Origin of the sequence: Leifsonia sp. AK011 (assembly GCF_013410945.1) — a bacterium.
Taxonomy (GTDB): Bacteria; Actinomycetota; Actinomycetes; order Actinomycetales; family Microbacteriaceae; genus Rhodoglobus.
This window is the reverse complement of sequence record NZ_JACCCH010000001.1, coordinates 20,155-41,834: the sequence shown is the minus strand read 5'-3', so window position 1 is coordinate 41,834 and position 21,680 is coordinate 20,155. Positions and strand designations below refer to the sequence as shown.

Below are 21,680 nucleotides of genomic sequence, written 5' to 3'. Positions count from 1 at the left end.
TCTCGTGACGTGCTCCGCCTAGCGCGCCGGGACGGGGAGGAGCGGCAGGCGCATCCGGAACGTGGTTCCGATGCCCTCCTCGCTCTCGACCTCCATGGCACCGTCGTGAGCAACGACGATCGCCCGGGTGATGGTGAGACCGAGACCCACGCCGGGTACCGCGTTGCGTGTGGCCGTCGAGGCCCGGAAGAACCGCCCGAAGAGCTGGTCGAGTTCATCCTCGGGGATGCCGATACCTGTGTCGGTCACGGTGATGATCGCCTCGTTGTCCTCGACAGCAAGGCCGACCGTGACCGAACCCCCCTCCGGCGTGAACTTGATCGCGTTCGACAGCAGGTTGTCAACCGCCTGTCCCAGCCGAACGGCGTCGCCGCTGACCATCGGGTTGACATCGGGGAGCGATACGCGAACGCTGATGCCCGCAGCATCCGCCGCCGGCCCTGCCGACTGGACGGCGGTCGTGACGATGTCGGCGAGCTCGACGGGGGCGGCCATGAGGGAGAGCTTGCCCGACTCGACCTGCGCGGTGAAGAGCAGGTCGCCCACGAGGCGCAGAAGGCGGTTGGCATTGCGTTCGACGACCTCGAGGTACTGCTGCTGCTCGGCGGTGAGGCCGCTCTCGTCGTCGTCCCTCAGTAGCTCGAGGTAGCCGAGGATCGAGGTCAACGGGGTGCGCAGCTCGTGCGAGATGAGCCCGACGAATTCGTCCTTGAGCCGGGACGCCTCGAGGGCCGTGGTGATATCGGTCGCCACGAAGAGGTAGCCGGCGGTCTCGCCGGCCTCGTCGACGCGGGGGGTGACCGACACCGAAACCGGCAGGGTGCTTCCGTCGGCGCGCACGTAGGTCCACTCGCGGACGTCGACGCTGCCGAGCCTTGCGTTCTCGACGAGGGCGGAGAAACCGGGGTTGAGGACGGTTTCGCCCGGTGGGTAATTGCGCTCCTTTGCGTAATCCTCGAGCTCGTCGGCGACGTGGAAGTCGAAGATGTGCATCCTGTCCTCCGCGTCGATCCTGGCGACCCCGAGCATCTGGGTGGCCCCGGGGTTCCACGCATCGATGAGTCCCTCGGTGTCGGTTCCGATCACGGACTGCTCGGTGACTGCTCCCCACAACCCGCGGTACAGGCGGTCTGCTGCGCGATACCTGTCCTCGCTCTCCTGGAGGCGCACGGCGTACTCGACGGTGTCCTGGAGCATGCGCTCCTTGTCGTCGGCGAGCTTCTTGATCGACGCGACCTGCTCCCGGCCGAGCCTGGCCAGCTCGTTGACGATCCCTGCGGCCATCGCGAAGACGATGGGCGTGAAGATTCCGCGCAGCCACTCCGACGGCGTGCTGAGGTGAACGACGCCCGTGATCGTCGGTATCGACAGGGCGATGGAGGTGCCAGCGGCGGCATACAGGATGAATCGCCTGCCCTCACCCGCCGCGAGCCAGACGACGGGAAGGATGATGAGTGACGAGAACAGCGAAGCTACTCCGCCGGTCCCGGCCCGGAAAAAGCCGAAGGCGAGCAGGTCGATCGCCGGCACGATCATGACGACGCCCGAGTAGCGGTAGTCGTCACGCCAGAGGATGGCGAGGGCGCTCGCCACACCCAGCAGGGCGATCGCGATCCAGAAGTAGGCAGGCCCGGTCACCGTGAGGTCGGGGAACAGGGCGATGGCGATGAGCGCGAGTCCCAGGCCCAGGAGTGTCGCGGACTGCTTCACCGGCGTGCTTGGCCGGTCGACGATCCTCGCGAAATACGATGCGATACGACCGGAGGTCATGCTCTCGGCTCCTTGCCCACGGCGAGCCACGCTATGAGCTCTCTCGGACTGAATGGCTTGGAGAGGAAGTGGTCGGCTCCCGCCTCGAGGCTCCTCGCGCGTTCCGACTCATCGACCGAGGCCGAGAGGAGCGCGATGCGCACATCAGCGTCGGACGCCGAGCCACGCAACACTCGGCAGACGTCGAGCCCGGTGAGTCCTGGCATCTCGATGTCGAGGATGGCGAGGTCGGGTTGATGCGCGAGGATGGCGGCGAGTGCGGCATCCCCGTCGCCGACGATGGCCACGGGCGTGAGCCCGGCCCGCCGCGCGGCGAGCGCCACGAGATCGCGGATGTCCGCATCGTCGTCGGCGATCACGACCCGGTACGGCACGGCTTCCCCAGCGGTGGTCACAGGAAGTACACCGCCCTCACGATGAGGAGAACGGCGACGACGGCAAGCGCCAGGAGGGCCTTGGGGATGAGACGGCGTTCGTGGCGTCGATCGCGCTCCAGCTCCTCCCGCAGGAAGCTGCGCGTGTACTGGTCGCTCATGCTGTCACTCTCCCGACCTTCTCCGTCTTGTCCCACCGTGCTTCGGCGTGCCTGGCCTGCTTGATGTACGAGTCGATCGTGACGGCGCAGAGGATCGGCCCGTAGCCCACGATGTAGGTGAGCAGCGGCGAGAGGATGCGACCCGCCCTGGTGCCATCGATGAGCTTCGCGATCCACGCGAAGAGCATCGACACGGCGATCCACGCGTACGCGAAGATCGTCCACCCGGTCACGAAGGCCTGGGTCGCCTGAACGCCCAGGGCTGCGGGGAGCACGTCCTCGAAGAGACCGGGGAAGAACGCCGTGATCATGACGAGGATCGACAGGATGCCGGGGAACAGCAGCGCCTCAAGCCATGCCTGTCGCGCGATCATCCCGTCGAGCTGCAACGCGAGGATGATCGAGTAGAAGTAGGTGACGGTCGCGAGACCCCACAGCCCCTGGAAGGCGATGACCGCGAGGTTGCTGCCGAGGAAGAAGAGGCCGAGCAGACCGATCGACGAGGCGACCATGACCGCGGGCAACAGCATGATGCTGAACCACGACAGGCCGAAGATGAAGCCGCCGAGGTCGTGGGCCCGCCGCGGGCGGAACCAGACCCGCTTGTAGCGGGAGGTGACCTGCACGTTGCCCCGGGCCCAGCGCAGGCGCTGCTTCCAGAGCGCCGAGATGGTTCCTGGCTCCTCGGCGAGAACGATCGCGTAGGGGTCGAAGACGACCTCGCGTCCGCTCAACTGTGTCTCGAACGTCATGACAGTGTCCTCGGCGAGGCTGCTCGTGTCGATGCGCCCCCCGAGGTCGACGAGGTTGTCGCGCGAGTGCAGTTGCGCGCCTCCCGCGAGGCAGGCCTGGGCCCCCAGCACATTCTGGGCACGACGGGATGCCGCCTGAGCGAGCACGTACTCGATGCCGATGAACCGCATGAGGTAGTTCTTCTTCGGACTGCCCTCGCGGATGTACGCACTCACCGCACCGATCTTGGGGTCGGCGAGGTGCCGGGTCATCTTGCGGAGCGAGTCCGGCAGGAAGATCACATCGGCATCCGTGATGAGGAGTGCCTGCATCCAGTCGTCCTCGAGGATGAGCCGGAGGCCGTGGTTGATGGTGTGCGCCTTGCCCTGGCCGCCCTGCTCGCGACGCAGGTGGAACACCCTGCCCGGGTACCGCTCGGCGCGTTCGCGGATCACGTCGGGCGTCTGGTCGGTGCTCGCGTCATCCACCACGTAGACGCGGAGTGCCCAGTCCGGGTAGTCCATCGCGATGAGGCGATCGATGGTGGCGCCGATCACCACACCCTCGTTCCAGGCGGGGATCACGACTGCGACGCGGGGCATGTACGGCGCCGCCTCGCGGTAGTGGTTGCGGAACGCGTGGAAGGGGATGGTGATGAACTGCAGCAGGGTGGTGAGGATCGGGATCACGCCGGTGCCGACGAGGATCACGAGGAACCACTCGAGCACGTCGTGACCCAGCACGGCCCAGTCGATCGTCATCGCAGTGCCAACGCCCCGTCGAGGATCCGGCCGACGCGCTCGTACCGCCCGACATCGCCCGCGACGTGGGAGTCGGTGGATGCCACGAGTGTGACGCCGTTCGCGAGTGCTGCCCGCACGGCTCGCGCGCCCGGGCATCCCCATTTCTCGTTGATCTCGACAAGGGTGCCCGTCGCGCTCGCGGCGGTGGACCAGCGGTCGAGCTGCTCGTCGGTGAGGTCGTCCTCGCTGAGCCCGACCTTGGGCAGGATCGAGAACCAGTGTGCGAGCTGCAGCGTGCGCGCGGTGTGGTCGAAGGTTGTCATGGCCGCGATGGATGCCACGACGAACTGCTCGAGAGCGTCGGCGGGGGAGAGTCCGGCCGCGATCCGCTCTCGCGTCGCGGTCGGGCTCCACGGGCCGTCCGTGCCGGGGAACTGGTGGTCGGCGAGCACGAGTGCATCGATGCCATCGAGCTCCGTCGGCGCGTCGATATCGCCGGCCACCGAGAGCAGCTTGGCCTCGACGCCAGTGAGGACGGTGAGTGAGGAGGGCACCGGTTCGGCGGCGACCGCCGCGACGAACTCGGGCACCCACGCCGTATCGGCGCGCACGTGCTCGGTCAGGCGCACAACCGAGAGCCCCTGGGTCGTGGCGGCGGCGATGTTCTCCGCGAGCGTGCTGTGCGCGTCATCCGAGAACGTCGAATGAACGTGGTGATCGCCCAGGAGAAGCGTGCCTCGCAGGTCGGTCATTCGTCCTCCGGACCGTGTGCTGCGTGTTCGGAGACCAGGACTTCTGCCGGGTCGAGGATGAGGTCCTCGAGGAACCTCACCGTCGCGATCTCGCGGAAGTCGAGACCACTCGGAAGCTCCTCACCGAGGGCGAGATCGAGTGCGAGCACCGGGAGGTCGACGCCGGCCGCGATCGTGAGGGGGAGCGCGCCGGGGAACCGCGGGTTGACCTCGAGGAGCGCGGGGAGTCCGTCGACGTCGCGTCGGAGCTGCACGTTCGCGACACCGTCGAGCCCGATCGCCGCGGCGACGAGTCCCGCCTGGCGCTGCAGCTCGGGGTCGCGCACGGTCTGGCCGGCGATCGAGACGCCAGAGTCGACCCTCGCGCGCGTGCGCGGGACGGCGGCGACGAGGGTGCCACCGGACGCGATGACATCGACGGAATACTCCTCGCCCGGGAGGTTGGCCTGGATGATGATCGCCTCGTCGTCGGGCATTGCCTCGAGCCCCGCGCGGTCGGCGACGAGGTGGACACCCCGGCTGCCTGCCCCGCGGCGCGGCTTGATGATGACGGGGAACGTCCAGTCGGCCGCCTTGCCCGTGGCATCCAGGATCATCGTCGTCGGCACGCGTGCGCTGCCCGCGCAGGCCTCGGCGAGGGTGAGCTTGTCGAGGCAGGTCGCGAGCGTCGAGAGGCTGGGGGCGGCGAGAACGGTCGGTGCGAGTTCGGCCCGGCGTGCCGCGAGCGGTTCGAGCTCAACATCGACGGTGGAGAAGACCACGTCGATGTCGTCCTCACGCACGATGCTGAGCACGCCGTCCACGAACTCCGGTGATCGCCCGGGTTGGACGAGCCTGCGGCGCTCAGCAGGCACGAGATAGAGGCCAGCGGCCCAGCCATCCATGTCGGCGGCGAAGACGTCGGCGCCGTGGGCGACGAGCGAACGGATGACGGCGACTCCGGCAGCGCCCCCTGCTCCCGTCACGAGCACCCGGGTCATGACGTGGCCACCCGTCGGCGAACGGGAGTGGACAGGTCGGAGGTCTCGCGGATGATCTCGAGCGGCTCGACGAGCCTGCCGCCGCCGTAGCGCGACCAGTAGCGCGCGGTCGCGACGACGAAGTCCGGTTCGAGATAGCTGCGGATTCCGACCTGCGATTCGAAGCAGGCGAGGAGCTCGAGCTTGCGCTCCCAGAAGCCGTCGATGGAGACGAATCGCGTCGGTTTGTAGTCGACTGTGGACGAGGGGCTCTGGTAGCAGGCGACAGTTCCCACGAGCCGCGTCGCGACGAGGGACGCCTCGTGCACGGCGCGGTGGTCCTGGTGTCTGTCGTGCGACGTGTGCGTGTAGACGATCGTGGGCCCGATCTCGCTGACCACGCGTTCGATCGCCTTGACGGTCGGGCCGGTGCTGGTGATCTCGGTGTCGACGAAGTCCTCGAGGAACAGGCGGGCACCGAGGAGTTCGGCCGCCCGCAGTGACTCGTTCTGCCGGTTGTCGGCTCGGCCGCCCTGGGCCCCGCGGGACAGGGTCAGGATCACCACGGTGTCCCCCGCGGCGCGATGCGAGGAGAGGATGCCGCCCACTCCGATCTCGACGTCGTCGGGGTGGGCGCCGATGGCGAGCACGACCTCACGGTGCGGCTGGCTGTGGCCGGCCCTGCCGTTCTGGGCGAGGCGGAGCACGACGGCGGTGAGCTCCGTCGAGTTGACCGGCTTGGTGAGGAACTCGTCGGCGCGGGCGCGGAGGGCGCCGACCGCGTACTCGACGGAGACGTGGGCGGTCACGACGACGACGGGGAGGTCGGGGCGGATGCCGTTCATCTTCTCGATGAACTCGAGCCCCGTCATCCCCGGCATCTCGATGTCGGTGACGACGACATCTGGGCGGAAGTCGCTCACGGCGGCGATCGCCGAGGGGGCATCGGCGACGGCGCGGACGCTGAACGGCCCGCGGCGCTCGAGAACGGTGCGCATGTACAGTGCGACGTCCGGGTCGTCATCGACGACAAGTACTCGATAGGTCTTTTCCATCGTGCAGCCTCCCCCCAGCTACCCTGCAACTCTAGGTCGGGGCCACCCTGCGGGTACAGGGCAGTTGTACCCCGCTTTCCGGTGACAGCAGCGGGACGTTCGCACAATCATGCCCTCACTGCGGCGCGCGCGTGCTCCCCCGCACGACGAGTCGGGCAGGATGTTCGATCCACCCCGGGTTCGGATCCGCCCGCTCGGCCAGCGCGAGCCGAACCGCCTCCGCTCCCTGCGCCGCCGGGTCCTGGGCAAGGGTCGTGAGCGCGAACATCTCGGCCAGCTCGTGGTCGTCGATGCCGATGACCGACAGCTGGTCGGGCACCTGGATGCCGAGCTGCCTGGCGGCGATGATCACGCCGATCGCGAGCTCGTCACTGCCCGCCGCGATCGCGGTCGGGCGCGTGCGCGGGTCGGCGAGGATCGCGAGGCCGGCCGCATAACCTCCGGGAACGGACAGTGGTGCCGTGTGCACCGCGATGCGAGGGCCGAGTCCGGCATCCGTCATCGCCTCCCTGTACCCCGCGAGGCGCCTCGTGTGCACGGCGAGTCCTGCGTCGCCCGTTGCATCGGCCCCGAGGTGCAGGATGCGCTGGTGCCCCAGGCTCGCCAGGTGCCGGGTGATGAGGGCACCAGCGGCGTGGTCGTCGATCGAGATGCCGGCAGCTCCGCCGACCGGGCCGCCGACGGAGACGAACGGCCGATCGAGGGACTGCAGCAGGGATGCCACCTCGTCACCGGACTCGATGCCGACGGCGATCACGGCCGCCACTCCCGTGTGCATCATGAGTGTCTCGAACGCTCGACGTCGCTCTAGTGGGTTGCGCGTGAGCCTGCGCAGCACGAGTTCGGCGTCGGAGAGCGCCAGGGCGGCCTCGATGCCCTCGAGCACGCTGCCGAAGTACCAGTGGTTCATGTGCGGAACGACGACTCCCACGGCACGGGACGAGGGGAAGGGCATCGATGATGACGGGGTTCCGAAATAGCCGACCTCCGCAGCGGCGGCGACGACGCGGTCGCGCGTCTCCGCGGCGACGTACCCCCGCCCGCTGAGGGCGCGGGAGGCCGTCGCCGTCGAGACATCCGCCAGGCGGGCCACGTCACTGAGGGCGCTCACGGGATGCTCACCTCTTCACGTTCCAGTCGATGGTCAGCTCTGCTCTGAGCCGACGGGCGACAGCCTAGCGACGCTGCAAGCGTTTCCACAATGACGGGAGCGCTCCCACGATTCGGGAAGGCCCGGAAATGGCTCGACGCGACGAGCACGGTTTCCGTTCGGTATCGAAATATGCCAAGCGCTTGCATAAGCCCGAACAGTGCCCTACCTTGTGTTGTGGAACACGTTCGAGTGATATGGAATGCGTTCCACTGTGTAATGCACCGAGCAATTCACACCCACCCGCGCCGCTCTTGGCGCCGGTGACGGAGGACCTCAACGAGGAGGAAGTATGAGTTTCACCCTGCACCGCCGTCTCACAGCACCGATTGCCGTCCTGGCCATTTCCGGCCTCGCCCTTTCGGCTTGCTCCACGGGCGACACCGGTGGCGGTACCGTCGGCGAGGCCGATGGTGTTGTCACCGTCTACGGCACCATCAGCGACACCGAGGCAGAGCTCCTCAACGAGTCGTGGGCCGACTGGGAGGCCGAGAACGACATCGACATCCAGTACGAGGCATCCAAGGAGTTCGAGGCCCAGATCGGCGTTCGCGCCCAGGGTGGCAACGCCCCCGACATCGCGATCTTCCCGCAGCCGGGCCTTCTCGCGGATCTCGCCACTCGCGGCTACATCCAGCCGGCACCGGAGGGTGTCGCTGCGAACGTCGCCGAGGGCTGGAGCGAGGACTGGGCCGCGTACGGCACCGTCGACGACGTGCTGTACGGCGCTCCCCTGATGGCGTCCGTCAAGGGCTTCATCTGGTACTCGCCGTCGCAGTTCAAGGAGTGGGGCGTCGAAGTTCCCACGACATGGGATGAGATGCTCGCCCTGACCAAGACCATCCAGGAGAAGACGGGCACGCAGCCCTGGTGTGCGGGCTTCGGCTCCGACGCAGCAACCGGATGGCCCGGAACAGACTGGGTCGAGGACCTCGTCCTCCGCCAGTCCGGCCCCGAGGTCTACGACCAGTGGGTCAGCCACGAGATCCCGTTCACCGACCCGGCCATCGCAGACGCCTTCGACTCCGTCGGTGAGATCCTGCTCGACCCGACCTACGTGAACGCGAGCTTCGGTGACGTCAAGACGATCAACACGACGCCGTTCGGCGACCCGGCCCGTTCGCTCGGTGCTGGAACGTGTGCCCTCCACCACCAGGCGTCGTTCTACGAGGGATTCATCACCGACCCGACGAACGGCAATGCCACTGTCGGGCCGGATGCTGACATCTGGGCCTTCATCATGCCCGGTGAGACCGCAGGTGCACCCGCAGTGACCGGTGGTGGCGAGATCGTCGCAGCCTTCTCGAACGACGAGGACACCATCAAGGTTCAGGAGTACCTCTCGAGCGCGGAGTGGGCCAACAGCCGCGTCGCTCTCGGTGGTGTGATCAGCGCCAACAAGGGTCTCGACCCGAGCAACGCCTCGAGCCCGATCCTCGAAGAGGCCATCGCCATCCTGCAGGACCCGAACACGACCTTCCGCTTCGACGCATCTGACCTGATGCCCGGAGTCGTGGGCGCGGGTTCGTTCTGGACCGGAATGGTGGACTGGATCAACGGCAAGCCGACCGCCGACGTGCTCTCGACCATCGAGGCATCCTGGCCGGCTGAATAAGCACTGACGAACGATGAGGAGGGCCGGCGGGAACCTATCCGCCGGCCCTCCTCCCCCCTTACTCTGTTCCTGAGTCCACCGTCGTACTCGAAAGGATGTGTATGTCTGGTTTCCTGCAATGGATCGGCGACCTGCCGGCCCTCGCCCAGATTCCCATCATCGTCATAGCGTTCCTCGCCGTTGTCGGCGTCGTGATCTTCTTCATCGAGATCGCGCCTCGCACCGGGAGGAAGTACACGATCATCCGCCTTGCAGTGTGCATCCTCGCCCCCACGCTGATCTTCCTGCTTCTCGGCTCCGTTTGGTGGGCAGCGGCCGTCGCCGCAGTCCTCGGCGGGGTGTTCTTCATTCTCGACTTCCGCTCGCGGCAGGGGAGCGGGTATCTCTTCCAACTCATCGGGTTCCTGAGCCCGGCGATCCTCCTCCTCCTGATCGGACTCATCTACCCCTCGATCAGCACGTTCATCGCGGCGTTCCTCAACAACCGCGGCGAGCGCTTCGTGGGCTTCGACAACTTCGTCTGGATCTTCACCCAGGAGACGGGCATCCGCACGGTCGTCAACACGGTGATCTGGGTTCTCGTGGTGCCCGTCGTCTCGACGATCTTCGGCCTCGCCTATGCGGTGTTCATCGACAAGTCGCGCGGCGAGAAGGTCTTCAAGGTGCTCGTGTTCATGCCCATGGCGATCTCGTTCGTGGGCGCGAGCATCATCTGGCGCTTCGTCTACGACGCCAACCCACCCGGTACGCCGCAGATCGGCCTGCTCAACCAGATCGTGGTCTGGCTCGGTGGCCAGCCCGTCGAGTGGCTCCAGAACTCACCGTGGAACACGTTCTTCCTCATCGTGGTGCTGATCTGGGTGCAGACCGGATTCGCGATGGTCGTGCTCTCGGCCGCGATCAAGGGCGTGCCGGTCGAGCAGATCGAGGCGGCATCCCTGGATGGCACGAACGCCTGGCAGCGCTTCATCAATGTCACGGTGCCCGGCATCCGCAGCTCCCTGATCGTCGTGCTGACGACGATCTCGATAGCCAGCCTCAAGGTGTTCGACATCGTTCGCACCATGACGGCCGGCGCCAACCAGACCAGCGTCATCGCCAATGAGATGTACACGCAGTGGAAGGGATTCGAGCCAGGACGCTCGGCGGCCTTCGCGGTGGTGCTGTTCATCCTGGTGCTGCCGATCGTCGTCTACAACGCCCGTCAGATCAAGGCACAGAGGGAGATCCGATGAGCGCCGTAACCCCCATTGACCTGCCGCTCGACAAGAGCACCGAACGTCAACTCAAGCGAGGCGAGCGTGCGGAGGAACGCACCGCGGCCGGTCGCACCAAGAAGCGACTGACCAGTCGCGGCGCCACCATCGCCGCCCTGATCATCGCGGTGCTGTGGACCACGCCGACCTTCGGATTGTTCATCTCCTCGTTCCGGCCGGCCGACCAGGTCGCCACGACGGGGTGGTGGACGGTCCTCGCCAACCCGGGCTTCACGCTGCAGAACTACCAGGACGTGCTTGCGGCCGGTAACGACCAGCTGAACCTCGCGGGCGCCTTCATCAACTCGATCGCGATCACGATCCCCGCGACCGTGTTCCCGCTGGTGATCGCCTCGCTCGCGGCCTACGCCTTCGCGTGGATCGACTTCAAGGGCAAGAACTGGATCTTCATCGGGGTCTTCGCCCTGCAGATCGTGCCCCTGCAGATGGCTCTCGTGCCGCTGCTCAGCCTCTTCAGCAAGGGACTGAACATCGGGGGAGTCCAGATCTTCGACGGGCTGAATGCTGGCGGTTCCTACGCCCAGGTCTGGATCGCGCACACGATCTTCGCCCTGCCGCTCGCGATCTTCCTGCTGCACAACTTCATCTCCGAGATCCCCGGTGAACTCATCGAGGCCGCTCGCGTCGACGGTGCAGGGCACGGGCAGATCTTCTTCAGGATCGTGCTTCCCCTCACCCTGCCGGCGATCGCGTCGTTCGCGATCTTCCAGTTCCTCTGGGTGTGGAACGACCTGCTCGTCGCTCTCGTCTTCGCCGATGGCTCGGTCGCCCCCATGACCAAGCTGCTCGCCGAGATCACGGGCAAGTACGGCCAGGAGTGGCACCTGCTCACGGCCGGAGCCTTCATCTCGATCCTGGTTCCGCTCATCGTGTTCTTCTCGCTGCAGCGCTTCTTCGTGCGCGGCCTGCTGGCGGGTTCCACGAAGGGCTGATCACACAGATCCCCTCATCAGTTCGGCGTCGGCCCCTTCGGGTCGGCGCCGAACTCGTGTGTGGCTGCCTCATTCTCCCGATGGCAGCCGGTGCCCTCGAATCGCTAAGGTGAACAACACACAGCACCGATCCGCCGGAGCAGCGATGTCCAGCACAGGAGAGTCCAGTCCCTCGTCGGAGGGTGGTTTCACCCTGCCGACGCGCACGGGACTCGGCATCCGTTCCGCGCTTCTCATCACCCTTCTTCTCGTGAGCATCACCTCCAGTGTCGTGGTGGGCTACATCGGCTTCGTCAATGGTCGGAGCTCGCTGCAGGATGCCGCGTTCGATCGCCTCACCGAGGTGCGCGACTCTCGGGCCCGCGAGATCACCGCGCTCTACGAGACCATCGAGAACAACCTGCGCATCACCGCGCGGGGGCAGAGCGTCGCGGAGGCGATGCAACTCTTCTCCGCCGGATTCGCCGAACTCGAGAACACCGAACTCACCGCTCAGGAGCGGGCGGAGCTCGAGGCGTACTTCACCGACCAGTTCGGCCCCCGGCTCTCGGAGGCCAACGGCGAGCCGGTTGATGCCTCGACCTTCATCCCCACGGGTGCAGCGCAGTCCTATCTCGCGCTCCACTACACGGCCCCGCACGAGACCTTCGACGACGCGATCAAGGTCAACGACGCTGGCGATGGCAGCGCGTGGTCCGCGACCCATGCAGAGCACCACGACTTCTTCCGCCGGCTGACACAGATCTTCCACTACGAGGACGTGCTGCTCATCGACGCGAGCGGCAACATCGTCTACACGGCCTTCAAGGGAGTGGACCTCGGCAGCAACCTCGACAACGGTCCCCTGCAGCGCACCAACCTCGCACAGGCCTACTCCGAGGCGATGACGGGCAACCTCGCGGACAACGTCGTGCTGACCGACTTCGCCCCGTATCCACCGTCGCTCGGCAAGCCGGCATCCTGGGCAGTAACGCCGGTCGTGATCGACGGGGAGATCGTGGGTGCGCTCGCCGCCGAGATGCCCATCAGCCAGATCGACTCGGTCATGGCTGGCGGAGGTGACTGGTCCGAGAGCGGCATGGGCGACTCGGGCGAGACCTACATCGTGGGCGCGAACGATCAGCTCATGCGCTCGCTCTCCCGGGTGCTCGTGGAGGACCCGGCGCGGTTCGAGCGGGAGTCCGTGGCATCCGGAACCCCGCCGGAGGTCACGGAGCAGGCGATCGCAACGGGAAGCACCCTGCTGCTGCAACCCGTGCGCACCGAGGCGGTGTCCGCGGCGGCGGCGGGAACATCCGGAACCAACCTCATGGCTGGATACCTCGGGGGCTCATCGCTGACCGCCTACGCCCCGCTCGACATCCAGGGACTCGACTGGGTGATCGTCGCCGAGCTCGACAGCGAGGAGGCTTTCGCGCCGGTCGACGACTTCACGCGCAACCTCGTGCTCTCGTCCGCCGTGATCGTGTTGCTGGTGTCCGTGCTCTCGCTCGTGATCGCGGGGGCGATCGTGCGCCCACTCCGTCGACTCCGGGACGCCGCGCGCAGGATCGCGGCGGGGGAGTCCGGCGTGCAGGTGGATGCCGGCAGCAGCTCGGAGCTCGCTGACGTCGGTGCCGCCTTCAACGACATGAGCAGGAGTCTGCAGGTGAAGGCGCAGCTGCTCGAGGAGCAGCAGAAGGAGAACGAACGCCTCCTGCTCACGCTCATGCCCGAGGCCCTCGCCAAGCGGTACAAGGAGGGCGTGCGCACGATCGCGCTCGACCATCAGGAGGTCACGGTCATGTTCGCCGACATCGTCGGGTTCGAGGCGTTCAGCAGCGACAAGAGCTCCGAGGCGGCCCTCGAGATCCTCAACGAGATCCTCCGTGCATTCGACGATGCCGCCGACTCCCTCGGTATCGAGAGGGTGCGGAGCACGAGGGCCGGCTACCTCACGAGTTGTGGTCTCATCGTGCCGCGCGTCGACAACGCTCGGCGCATGGTGGACTTCGCGATCGAGCTGCAGCGCATCCTGAACCGGATCGGCGCGAAGTACGGCACCGCCCTCGCCCTGCGTGCCGGCATCGACACCGGCGCAGTCACCAGTGGCCTGATTGGGCAGAAGCAGGTCTCGTACGACCTCTGGGGCGACGCCGTGAACCTCGCCTTCCGCGTGCAGGCGACCGAGTCCGAGAGCGGGATCTTCCTGACGCAGTCGGTGGTCGACCGCATGCCGGACACCGTCAACGTGCGGGACTGGGGCATGGTCGAGACGCCCTCGGGCCCGGAGCGGGTCTGGCGCGTCGAGCGCGCGGAGAACGACGAGTAACGGCGACGCGAGATGCAGATCTGGAACGAACCCTGGTTCTGGCCGGCAGCGGGGGTCATCGTCGGACTGCCGATCGTGCTCCTCGCGCTCACCGAGGTGCAGAGCATGCTCGAGCGGCGCCAGAACCGCGCGGCGAAGATCGTTCTGCTCCTGCGCAACTATGTTGCTCCGGTCGGAGCACTTCTTCTCCTCCTGAACCAGGCGACCTACGCCGATATCGATCTCACCTGGACGCAGGTCACCGCGACCGTCTTCGGGTTCCTGTTGATCCTCGTGCTGCTCAACAGTCTCAACTTCGCCCTCTTCGTGACCGCGCGGCAGGGCAGCTGGCGCAGCAAGGTGCCCTCGATCTTCGTCGACATCGTGCGGGTCATCCTGATCGTCGTCAGTCTCGCCATCCTCTTCTCGGTGGTCTGGAGAGCGGATGTCGGCGGCCTCTTCGCCGCTCTCGGCGTCGGCTCGATCGTCATAGGGCTCTCCCTCCAGAACGCCGTCGGTTCGGTGGTCTCCGGACTCTTCCTCCTCTTCGAGCAGCCGTTCACGCTCGGGGACTGGATCGAGGTGGACGGGCTGCGCGGTCGGATCGTCGAGGTCAACTGGCGTGCGGTGCACCTCAACGACAGCAACGGCATCCACGTCATCCCCAACGCGACCCTGGCCGGGAGCACGTTCCTCAACATCAGCCGCAGCGAGGCAGCGTTCGAGGCTGGGATCGTCGTGAAGTTCGCGACCGATGATCCTCCGCAGGACGTCATCGACGTGTGCGTCGAGGTGGCTGCGGACCTCCCGGCGGCGCTGCCCGATAACCCGGCGTCGGTGAAACCCCTCGAGAAGGCGAAGTACGAGGTCGGTATTCCGATCAGGAGCCCGGCGGACAACTACTCGACGCTCAGCGCGTTCCGCACGCGCATCTGGTACGCCGCACGCCGCGCCGGGTTGCACCTCGACGGCGACCTCACCGACAACTACAACACCCCCGACAACATCCGGGCCGCCCTCCGTCACCTCGCCCCTGCGCTGTACCTGTCGGAGGAGGACGTGGAGGCGATCGCTCCCCAGGTCACCCTCGAACGCTACGGGGAGGGCGAGACAGTCCAGCACATCGGGCAGGTGCCCAACGGCATGCGCTACGTGGTGAGCGGCTCCGCCATCCTCTCCGTCATGGCCACGACGGGGCAGGAGGTGAGCTTCGCCCTGCTGGATCGCGACGATGTGCTGGGGCTCACCGCATTGACGCGGCAGGGAGTCGCCGCTCGGGCCCGGGCCACGAGCGACCTGGCCGTTCTGTTTGTGCCCGTCGCCGTGCTCGACCTGCTCGTGAAGACGAGACCCAGGCTCGCGCGCGACGTGGGGCTCGCGATCGATCACCGAGCTTCACAGGCGGCCGCGGCCTTCGCGGCTGCCGGCGTCGACTCGCCCCAGCAGCACCGCGACTTCCTCAGCTGAATCGGTCGGTGCTGGCAGTGACCCCGCCTACTGCCGCTCGGCGAGCATCCCCTCCATGAGGTCGATCTCCGACTGCTGGGCCTTCACGATGCTCGTCGCGAGATCGCGCACGACCGTGGTGTCGGTGCGTGCGAGGACCGCCTCGGCCATCTCCACACCGCCGCGGTGATGGGCGATCATGAGCTCGAGGAACAACCGCTCGGCCTCGACTCCTGACAGGTTCGAGAGCGTATCGAGCTGGGCGTACGTCGCCATGCCCGGCATCGCCTCGCCCGGGACATGGGCTGGTTCGTCCGAGTCGTGACCGTGCTCGGACCCGTCGAGGGCCGGCCGCGTCATCCAGGTCATCGCCGGCTCACCGAACTGGGGGAGGTTCCAGGAGGCGAGCCATCCGAACATCTGGCCGGACTGCTGCGCCTGCGAGGTCGCGATGTCGTAGGCGAGCTGCCGCACCGCGGGGTCGTCCGTGCGATCGCGGATCATCATCGCCATCTCGACAGCCTGCTGGTGGTGCACCTGCATGTCACGGGCGAACCCGGCATCCGCGCTCGTCGTCGACGGGAGCGTGATGACGGGAGCGGTGAGGCGACCGGTGAGCGCCGCCAGGGCAACCAGGATCACCCCGGCCACGATGATGATGACAAGCGCGCGGCCGCGCCGCGGCGCCGGGGCGCTCACCTCAGTCGAATCAGGCAATCCGGTCGGGTCCCTCAAGGCCACCGCTGCACGCGGCGCCGGGCTCCGGCGCGTTGGGCGACTGCCAGTACTTCTGGAGGAACTGCTCGAGTCGCTCATCGTCCACACCATCGAGCTCCACCTGTGCGCCCCAGGCCGAAGCGACGACAGGCGTCTGCAGGTCGGGGTACGGCGACAGGATGATGTAGCTGGAGGGAAGGAACGTGCGCAGCTGTGCCACGCCATCGGCGTCGACCTCGTCCGGGTTGTAGGTGACCCAGACGGCGCCGTGCTCGAGAGCGTGCACGGCGTTCTCGTTCGGAACGGCCTCGCCGTACACACCGCAGTTCAGCCACGTCGCGTTGTGGTCGCCGCCAGCGGGGGGCGACATCGAGTAGGTGACGGCCGTCTCGACATGCTTGTTGCCGAGCCCCTCGAAGATCTGCTCTCCGGCGATATCTATGTCGCTCGCGTCGCCAGAGGCGACCGGGTCGGGCGCGGGCTGAGGAGTGGTGGCCGGGATGACCACGACGAAGGTCACGATGACCGCGACAACCGCAACAGCGCCGATGATCGCAGCACCGATGCCGATCCTGCGATTGCGCTTCTCCACCGCCTGCTTCTTCTTCAGGGCGGCAACCTTCGCGGCGCGCTGCGCCTCGCGTTGCTGCTTGATGGTGGGCTTGTCTGCGTTGTTGGTCACGGCATCCTCGTCGGTCGCGGGGCAAGTCTGATCCGAACCATTCTGCCGCATGGATGCTCGAAGAACGGTGAGAGGCTGCGGCCCCCGTAACACGCAGGAGCCCGCTGGTAGATTGGCCGTCACCATGAAGTTCGCAAACACGGTCATCGACCTCGTCGGAAACACCCCGCTGGTTCGCCTCAACAAGGTGACGGAGGGCATCTCGGCGACGGTGCTCGTGAAGGTGGAGTACCTCAATCCCGGCGGCTCGTCCAAGGACCGCATCGCCACGCGCATCATCGACGACGCCGAGCGCCAGGGGCTGTTGAAGCCCGGCGGCACCATCGTCGAGCCGACAAGCGGAAACACCGGCATCGGCCTCGCGCTCGTGGCCCAGCAGCGCGGATACCGTTGCATCTTCGTGCTTCCCGACAAGGTCGGCGAGGACAAGCGCAACGTTCTCCTCGCGTACGGGGCCGAGATCGTCGTGACCCCGACGGCCGTCGCTCCCGAGAGTCCAGAGTCTTACTACAGCGTGAGCGATCGCCTGGCGCGCGAGATTCCCGGTGCCTACAAGCCGAACCAGTACTCCAACATGAACGGCCCCCTCAGTCACTACGAGACGACCGGTCCCGAGATCTGGCGCGACACCGAGGGCAAGGTCACTCACTTCGTCGCCGGCGTCGGAACGGGCGGCACCATCAGCGGCGTCGGCAAGTACCTCAAGGAGCAGAACCCGAACGTCGTCGTCATCGGCGCCGACCCCGAGGGCAGCGTGTACTCGGGGGGCACCGGGCGGCCGTACCTCGTCGAGGGCGTCGGCGAGGACTTCTGGCCGACCGCCTACGACGGCAGCGTCGTCGACGAGATCATCGCGTCATCGGATGCCGAGTCCTTCGAGTTCACTCGCAGGCTTGCCCGTGAGGAGGGGCTCCTCGTCGGCGGCTCCAGTGGCCTCGCCGTGGCATCCGGACTCAAGGCGGCCGCGAAGCTGGGCCCCGACGATGTCATGGTCATCCTCCTGCCGGATGGCGGGCGCGGCTACCTCGGCAAGGTCTTCAGCGACAAGTGGATGCGCTCCTACGGGTTCCTGCCCGCCGAGGAGGACCGTTCGGTCGCCGACCTCGTGGGCACGAAGGACCCGGATCTCGCGGGGCTCGTGCACGTGCATCCGAGCGACACGGTGCGCCACACGATCGACAAGATGCGCCAGTTCGACATCTCGCAGATGCCCGTGCTCACCGCGGAGCCGCCCGTCGTCATGGGCGAGGTCGTCGGGTCGATCGACGAGCGCACCCTCATCGACGCGGTGTTCAGTGGTCGCGCGCAGCTCACCGACGCCCTCGAGGAATTCGTGGGCCCCCCGCTCGGTTTGATCGGCATGCAGGATTCCATCGCTGCGGTACGCGATGCGCTCGCGCAGTCCGATGCACTACTCGTGACGAGCGACGGAAAGCCTGCAGCAGTGGTGACCCGTCACGACCTGCTCGCCTTCCTCAGCGCCTGACGGCGCCCCACCCCACGCATCACCAGCGCTTCAACAGAGAGAACCCCGTGACCGACTCCGAGTACCAGTTCGCCACCCGCGCCATCCGTGCAGGGCAGGACTTCGACCCCACCACGGGTTCCGTCGTGCCGCCGGTCTACATGACCTCGACGTTCGTGCAGGACGGCATCGGAGGGTTCCGGGGCGGCTACGAGTATGCCCGTGGGGGCAACCCCACGCGCGACTCGCTGCAGGAGCTCCTCGCCTCGCTCGAGGGTGGCGCGAAGGCGTTCAGCTTCGCGTCGGGACTCGCAGCGGAGGACACCCTGCTGCGCGCCATCCTGAAGCCCGGCGACCACATCGTCATGGGCAACGACGTCTACGGCGGCACCCACCGTCTCGTCAGCCGCGTCCTCGTGCCGTGGGGTGTGTCGATCTCCACGGTCGAGATGAGCGACCTCGACGCGGTGCGTCACGCGATCCGTCCGGATGCCACGAAGATCATCTGGGTCGAGACCCCCTCGAACCCGCTCATGAAGATCACCGACATCGCCGCGCTCGCTGAGCTCGGTCACGAGTTCGGCGCGACGGTCGTGGTGGACAACACGTTCGCCTCCCCCTACCTCCAGCGCCCGCTCGAACTCGGCGCCGACGTCGTCGTGCACTCGACAACGAAGTACCTCGGCGGCCACTCCGACGTGCTCGGTGGTGCCGTCGTGCTGAACGATGCAGAGCTCATCGAGAAGGTCGGATTCCTGCAGTTCGGCGTTGGTGCCGTCTCCGGCCCGATGGATGCCTGGCTCACCGTTCGCGGAATCAAGACGCTCGCCGTGCGCATGGATCGGCACTCGTCGAACGCTGCCGCCATCGCGGAGCGCCTGGTCGGGCATCCGAAGCTCGAGACCGTGTACTACCCGGGCCTTCCCAGCCACCCCGGACACGAGCTTGCCGCTCGTCAGATGAAGTCGTTCGGCGGCATGATCTCGGTCGGCGTTGCCGGTGGCCCCGCCTCGGCGAAGACGTTTGCAGAGTCCACGACCCTCTTCCAGCTCGCCGAGTCGCTCGGGGGTGTCGAGTCACTCATCGGCTACCCGTCGGAGATGACGCACGCCTCCGTCAAGGGCACCGCGCTCGAGGTCCCCGAGAACATCGTGCGCCTCTCGGTGGGCATCGAGGATGCCGACGACCTCATCGACGACGTGCTCGGAGCGCTCGACCGGCTCTAGCCCGCTCTCCTCAACCGTGAGTTGCCGACTTCGGACCGTGTTGGGCGACTGCGACTGGCCGAAGTGGGCGACTCACGGCGAGCGCTGGCGGGTTGTTGCGGGAGGGTGGCAGAAAACCGCTAGACCGCGTGATCCTGCCACTGCCACTCTGGAGCCATGACCACCACCGCTGCCCCCGAGGTGTCGACGCACACGGGCCGCCTGGGACTCGTGCAGGCATCCGCGCTGTACATCGCCGCGGTGCTGGGCACGGGCATCCTCGTGCTGCCCGGGCTCGCGTCGCAGGCTGCGGGACCCGCGTCGATTCTCGCCGTCGCGGCCGTGTTCGTGCTCTCCATCCCCCTCGCCGGCACCTTCGCCGCGCTCGCCGCCCGGTACCCGGATGCCGGCGGTGTCGCGACGTTCGCACGCCTCGCCCTCGGGGACACAGCCGCGCGTATGGCCGGCTACTGGTTCCTGTTCGGGGTGCAGTTCGGCGCCCCCGTCGTGGCGACCCTGGGCGCTGAGTATCTCGCGGCCGCCCTGGGTGCCGACCGTTCCGTGGTGTGGATGATCGCCCTCGCGTTCCTCCTTGTGCCCCTCGGCGTTGCCTTCTTCGGCCTGCGCGTCAGCGGAAAGCTCCAGCTCGGACTCACCGGACTGCTGGTGCTCGTCGTCGTCGGGGTCGTCTCGGTGACCGCCTCCGAGGTGCGCGCCGTGAACTTCGAGCCCTTCCTGCCGCACGGCTGGGCCGGGGTCGCGACGGCCGTGAGCCTCTTCGTCTGGGCCTTCGCCGGCTGGGAGGCCGTCACTCACATCGCGGGCGAGTTCCGCAACCCACGCCGCACGATCCCGCTCGCGACGGCCATCGCGGTTGTGGTGGTGGGTGCTGCCTATCTCGCGCTGCAGATCGTGACGGTGGGAGTCCTCGGGTCAGACGACGAGTTCAGCGTCGTTCCGCTCATCGACCTCGTGGCGGTGAGCGTGCCCGATGTGGGGCCCGCGGTCGTGGCGGCGATCGCCGCGGTGGTTGCGGTGGGCGTGTTGAACGCGTACGTTCCGGCGTTCGCCAACCTCGCGGCATCCCTCGGTCGTGACGGCCACCTTCCCGGGTGGCTCGCGAAGGGCGCCGAACCCGGCTCGGTTCCGCGGCGAGCACTCGTGCTCGTCTCGATCATCACGCTCACCTACTTCGCCATCGCGGCATCACAGGGCTTCGACCTCACGCCCTTCATCCTCATCCACACGTCGTCGATGGTTGCCGTTTATGCGGTCGGTTCCCTCGCCGCGGTCCGCCTGCTCGATCGGTTCACCCCGGGATGGTGGATGGCGCTCGCCTCCGTCGTGCTCACCCTCGGGCTGCTCGTGCTCGCCGGCACCCACCTGCTCGTGCCCGCCGCGCTCGGGGTCGTGGCCATCGCCGTGACCGTCATCAAGAAACGGAAGAACAATGCCTGACTACCGCGCCCACCTCGACGCCTCGATCGCCTTCGTCAACGGGGGTTCGCTGAGTGTCGAGGGGTTCCGTCTCGACCTGCCCTCCGCCGACCTCGATGAGGCCGCCATCGAGCGCCTGCTCGTGCAGCACCTCGGGCTGACGCTCGTCGGCTCGGTCGACCTGCGCAACCTCAGCATCGTCGAGGAGGCCCACCGCGGGTCGCGGGATGTGCCGCGAGCCGGTGAGCGCGAACGACGGGTCGTCGATCTGAGCCATGTCATCCGTGCTGGCCTCGTCACGTACCCGGGCCTGCCAGAGCCGACGATCACGCCGTTCCTCACGCGCGAGGCGTCCAAGGCGAACTATGCGCCGGGCACCGAGTTCGCGATGGATGTCATGACCCTCATCGGCAACACGGGCACCTACCTCGACAGCCCGTGGCACCGCTACGAGGGTGGCACCGATCTCGCGGGGCTCGAGCTCGCAACGCTCGTCGACCTCCGCGCCGAGGTGTTCCACGTGCGGGACTCCACCGAGCGCGGCGTGCCCGCGAGCGTGTTCTTCGAGCGCGACGTGCGTGGCGCGGCCGTCCTCATCGACACCGGCTGGGACCGTCACTTCGGTACGCCCGCCTACGCGGTGGATGCCCCGTTCCTCGCGCCCGACGCTGTCGACTACCTCATCGGCGAGGGTGCCACCCTCGTGGGGATCGACTCGCTCAACATCGACGACACCCGCGACACGAAGGAACGACCCGCGCACACGCGACTGCTCGCGGCGGGCATCCACGTGGTCGAGCACCTCACCCGGCTCGACGAACTCCCGCCGAGCGGTGCGCGATTCACGGCGGCACCACCCGCGATCGAGGAGTTCGGGACCTTCCCCGTGCGGGCGTACGCGATCGTGGGGTAGCGGCT

19 protein-coding genes are annotated in these 21,680 nt (G+C 67.2%); 9 read left to right on the top strand and 10 right to left on the bottom strand.

All coding sequences use genetic code 11. The features are described 5' to 3' along the window. Nucleotides 1-18: 18 nt before the first annotated feature. The 8 genes from HDC94_RS00180 to HDC94_RS00145 form a co-directional block, all read right to left on the bottom strand. Nucleotides 19-1,770, bottom strand: a complete 1,752-nt coding sequence (locus tag HDC94_RS00180; protein WP_179493774.1) for a cell wall metabolism sensor histidine kinase WalK — start codon at nucleotides 1,768-1,770, stop codon at nucleotides 19-21. After that, nucleotides 1,767-2,165, bottom strand: a complete 399-nt coding sequence (locus HDC94_RS00175) for a response regulator transcription factor (protein ID WP_179493772.1) — start codon at nucleotides 2,163-2,165, stop codon at nucleotides 1,767-1,769. Before HDC94_RS00175 ends, HDC94_RS00180 begins: the two co-directional genes overlap by 4 nt. Then, entirely contained in the window at nucleotides 2,162-2,305 is a 144-nt protein-coding gene (locus HDC94_RS00170) for a hypothetical protein (RefSeq protein WP_179493771.1), read from the bottom strand. Before HDC94_RS00170 ends, HDC94_RS00175 begins: the two co-directional genes overlap by 4 nt. Next, on the bottom strand, nucleotides 2,302-3,798 hold the full coding sequence (locus HDC94_RS00165) for a glycosyltransferase family 2 protein (protein ID WP_179493769.1): 1,497 nt from the start codon (nucleotides 3,796-3,798) through the stop codon (nucleotides 2,302-2,304). The genes HDC94_RS00170 and HDC94_RS00165 overlap by 4 nt, the downstream gene beginning before the upstream one ends. After that, on the bottom strand, nucleotides 3,795-4,532 hold the full coding sequence (locus HDC94_RS00160) for a PHP domain-containing protein (RefSeq protein ID WP_179493767.1): 738 nt from the start codon (nucleotides 4,530-4,532) through the stop codon (nucleotides 3,795-3,797). Before HDC94_RS00160 ends, HDC94_RS00165 begins: the two co-directional genes overlap by 4 nt. After that, the gene (locus tag HDC94_RS00155; protein ID WP_179493765.1) at nucleotides 4,529-5,512 is read right to left on the bottom strand and encodes an ATP-grasp domain-containing protein; all 984 of its coding nucleotides are present in this window, start codon (nucleotides 5,510-5,512) and stop codon (nucleotides 4,529-4,531) included. The genes HDC94_RS00160 and HDC94_RS00155 overlap by 4 nt, the downstream gene beginning before the upstream one ends. Continuing rightward, the gene (locus HDC94_RS00150) at nucleotides 5,509-6,546 is read right to left on the bottom strand and encodes a response regulator (protein ID WP_179493763.1); all 1,038 of its coding nucleotides are present in this window, start codon (nucleotides 6,544-6,546) and stop codon (nucleotides 5,509-5,511) included. Before HDC94_RS00150 ends, HDC94_RS00155 begins: the two co-directional genes overlap by 4 nt. 115 nt (nucleotides 6,547-6,661) lie before the next feature. After that, complete coding sequence (locus HDC94_RS00145) at nucleotides 6,662-7,657, bottom strand: LacI family DNA-binding transcriptional regulator (protein ID WP_179493761.1); 996 nt, start codon at nucleotides 7,655-7,657, stop codon at nucleotides 6,662-6,664. Between the two features lie 331 nt (nucleotides 7,658-7,988). Between HDC94_RS00145 and HDC94_RS00140 the strand changes: the two genes are divergently transcribed. The 5 genes from HDC94_RS00140 (at nucleotide 7,989) to HDC94_RS00120 (ending at nucleotide 15,277) form a co-directional block, all read left to right on the top strand. After that, nucleotides 7,989-9,311 (top strand): ABC transporter substrate-binding protein, encoded by a 1,323-nt coding sequence (locus HDC94_RS00140; protein ID WP_179493759.1) that lies wholly within the window; start codon nucleotides 7,989-7,991, stop codon nucleotides 9,309-9,311. A 101-nt stretch (nucleotides 9,312-9,412) separates the two neighbouring features. Beyond that, nucleotides 9,413-10,546 (top strand): carbohydrate ABC transporter permease, encoded by a 1,134-nt coding sequence (locus tag HDC94_RS00135; protein ID WP_179493757.1) that lies wholly within the window; start codon nucleotides 9,413-9,415, stop codon nucleotides 10,544-10,546. Continuing rightward, nucleotides 10,543-11,520 (top strand): carbohydrate ABC transporter permease, encoded by a 978-nt coding sequence (locus HDC94_RS00130; RefSeq protein ID WP_179493755.1) that lies wholly within the window; start codon nucleotides 10,543-10,545, stop codon nucleotides 11,518-11,520. Before HDC94_RS00135 ends, HDC94_RS00130 begins: the two co-directional genes overlap by 4 nt. Before the next feature lie 145 nt (nucleotides 11,521-11,665). Then, nucleotides 11,666-13,831, top strand: coding sequence for an adenylate/guanylate cyclase domain-containing protein (locus HDC94_RS00125; RefSeq protein WP_179493753.1), 2,166 nt, complete (start codon nucleotides 11,666-11,668; stop codon nucleotides 13,829-13,831). A gap of 12 nt (nucleotides 13,832-13,843) precedes the next feature. After that, entirely contained in the window at nucleotides 13,844-15,277 is a 1,434-nt protein-coding gene (locus HDC94_RS00120) for a mechanosensitive ion channel family protein (protein WP_179493751.1), read from the top strand. Between the two features lie 27 nt (nucleotides 15,278-15,304). On the opposite strand, the gene HDC94_RS00115 is transcribed toward HDC94_RS00120, so the two are convergent. Both HDC94_RS00115 and HDC94_RS00110 read right to left on the bottom strand, forming a co-directional pair. Next, nucleotides 15,305-15,973: a DUF305 domain-containing protein gene (locus tag HDC94_RS00115; RefSeq protein ID WP_257021605.1), complete on the bottom strand. Its 669-nt coding sequence runs from the start codon at nucleotides 15,971-15,973 to the stop codon at nucleotides 15,305-15,307. Then, entirely contained in the window at nucleotides 15,966-16,655 is a 690-nt protein-coding gene (locus HDC94_RS00110; RefSeq protein ID WP_308495579.1) for a DUF3105 domain-containing protein, read from the bottom strand. The genes HDC94_RS00115 and HDC94_RS00110 overlap by 8 nt, the downstream gene beginning before the upstream one ends. 124 nt (nucleotides 16,656-16,779) lie before the next feature. Here HDC94_RS00110 and HDC94_RS00105 point away from each other — a divergent pair, with 124 nt between their 5' ends. From HDC94_RS00105 to HDC94_RS00090, 4 genes are all read left to right on the top strand, one after another. Then, nucleotides 16,780-18,141, top strand: a complete 1,362-nt coding sequence (locus HDC94_RS00105) for a cystathionine beta-synthase (RefSeq protein WP_179493745.1) — start codon at nucleotides 16,780-16,782, stop codon at nucleotides 18,139-18,141. Between the two features lie 47 nt (nucleotides 18,142-18,188). Further along, complete coding sequence (locus HDC94_RS00100; RefSeq protein WP_179493743.1) at nucleotides 18,189-19,346, top strand: cystathionine gamma-synthase; 1,158 nt, start codon at nucleotides 18,189-18,191, stop codon at nucleotides 19,344-19,346. 156 nt (nucleotides 19,347-19,502) lie between these two features. Beyond that, on the top strand, nucleotides 19,503-20,783 hold the full coding sequence (locus tag HDC94_RS00095) for an APC family permease (protein WP_179493741.1): 1,281 nt from the start codon (nucleotides 19,503-19,505) through the stop codon (nucleotides 20,781-20,783). Beyond that, the gene (locus HDC94_RS00090; protein ID WP_179493739.1) at nucleotides 20,776-21,675 is read left to right on the top strand and encodes a cyclase family protein; all 900 of its coding nucleotides are present in this window, start codon (nucleotides 20,776-20,778) and stop codon (nucleotides 21,673-21,675) included. The genes HDC94_RS00095 and HDC94_RS00090 overlap by 8 nt, the downstream gene beginning before the upstream one ends. Nucleotides 21,676-21,680: the final 5 nt, after the last annotated feature.

Bases quoted from the DNA above. Each gene is read 5' to 3' on its own strand.
- HDC94_RS00170 (WP_179493771.1), bottom strand. From the start codon at position 2,305: ATGAGCGACCAGTACACGCGCAGCTTCCTGCGGGAGGAGCTGGAGCGC.
- HDC94_RS00125 (WP_179493753.1), top strand. From the start codon at position 11,666: ATGTCCAGCACAGGAGAGTCCAGTCCCTCGTCGGAGGGTGGTTTCACC.
- HDC94_RS00120 (WP_179493751.1), top strand. From the start codon at position 13,844: ATGCAGATCTGGAACGAACCCTGGTTCTGGCCGGCAGCGGGGGTCATC.
- HDC94_RS00105 (WP_179493745.1), top strand. From the start codon at position 16,780: ATGAAGTTCGCAAACACGGTCATCGACCTCGTCGGAAACACCCCGCTG.
- HDC94_RS00155 (WP_179493765.1), bottom strand. From the start codon at position 5,512: ATGACCCGGGTGCTCGTGACGGGAGCAGGGGGCGCTGCCGGAGTCGCC.
- HDC94_RS00140 (WP_179493759.1), top strand. From the start codon at position 7,989: ATGAGTTTCACCCTGCACCGCCGTCTCACAGCACCGATTGCCGTCCTG.
- HDC94_RS00150 (WP_179493763.1), bottom strand. From the start codon at position 6,546: ATGGAAAAGACCTATCGAGTACTTGTCGTCGATGACGACCCGGACGTC.
- HDC94_RS00160 (WP_179493767.1), bottom strand. From the start codon at position 4,532: ATGACCGACCTGCGAGGCACGCTTCTCCTGGGCGATCACCACGTTCAT.
- HDC94_RS00130 (WP_179493755.1), top strand. From the start codon at position 10,543: ATGAGCGCCGTAACCCCCATTGACCTGCCGCTCGACAAGAGCACCGAA.
- HDC94_RS00180 (WP_179493774.1), bottom strand. From the start codon at position 1,770: ATGACCTCCGGTCGTATCGCATCGTATTTCGCGAGGATCGTCGACCGG.
- HDC94_RS00090 (WP_179493739.1), top strand. From the start codon at position 20,776: ATGCCTGACTACCGCGCCCACCTCGACGCCTCGATCGCCTTCGTCAAC.
- HDC94_RS00095 (WP_179493741.1), top strand. From the start codon at position 19,503: ATGACCACCACCGCTGCCCCCGAGGTGTCGACGCACACGGGCCGCCTG.
- HDC94_RS00165 (WP_179493769.1), bottom strand. From the start codon at position 3,798: ATGACGATCGACTGGGCCGTGCTGGGTCACGACGTGCTCGAGTGGTTC.
- HDC94_RS00135 (WP_179493757.1), top strand. From the start codon at position 9,413: ATGTCTGGTTTCCTGCAATGGATCGGCGACCTGCCGGCCCTCGCCCAG.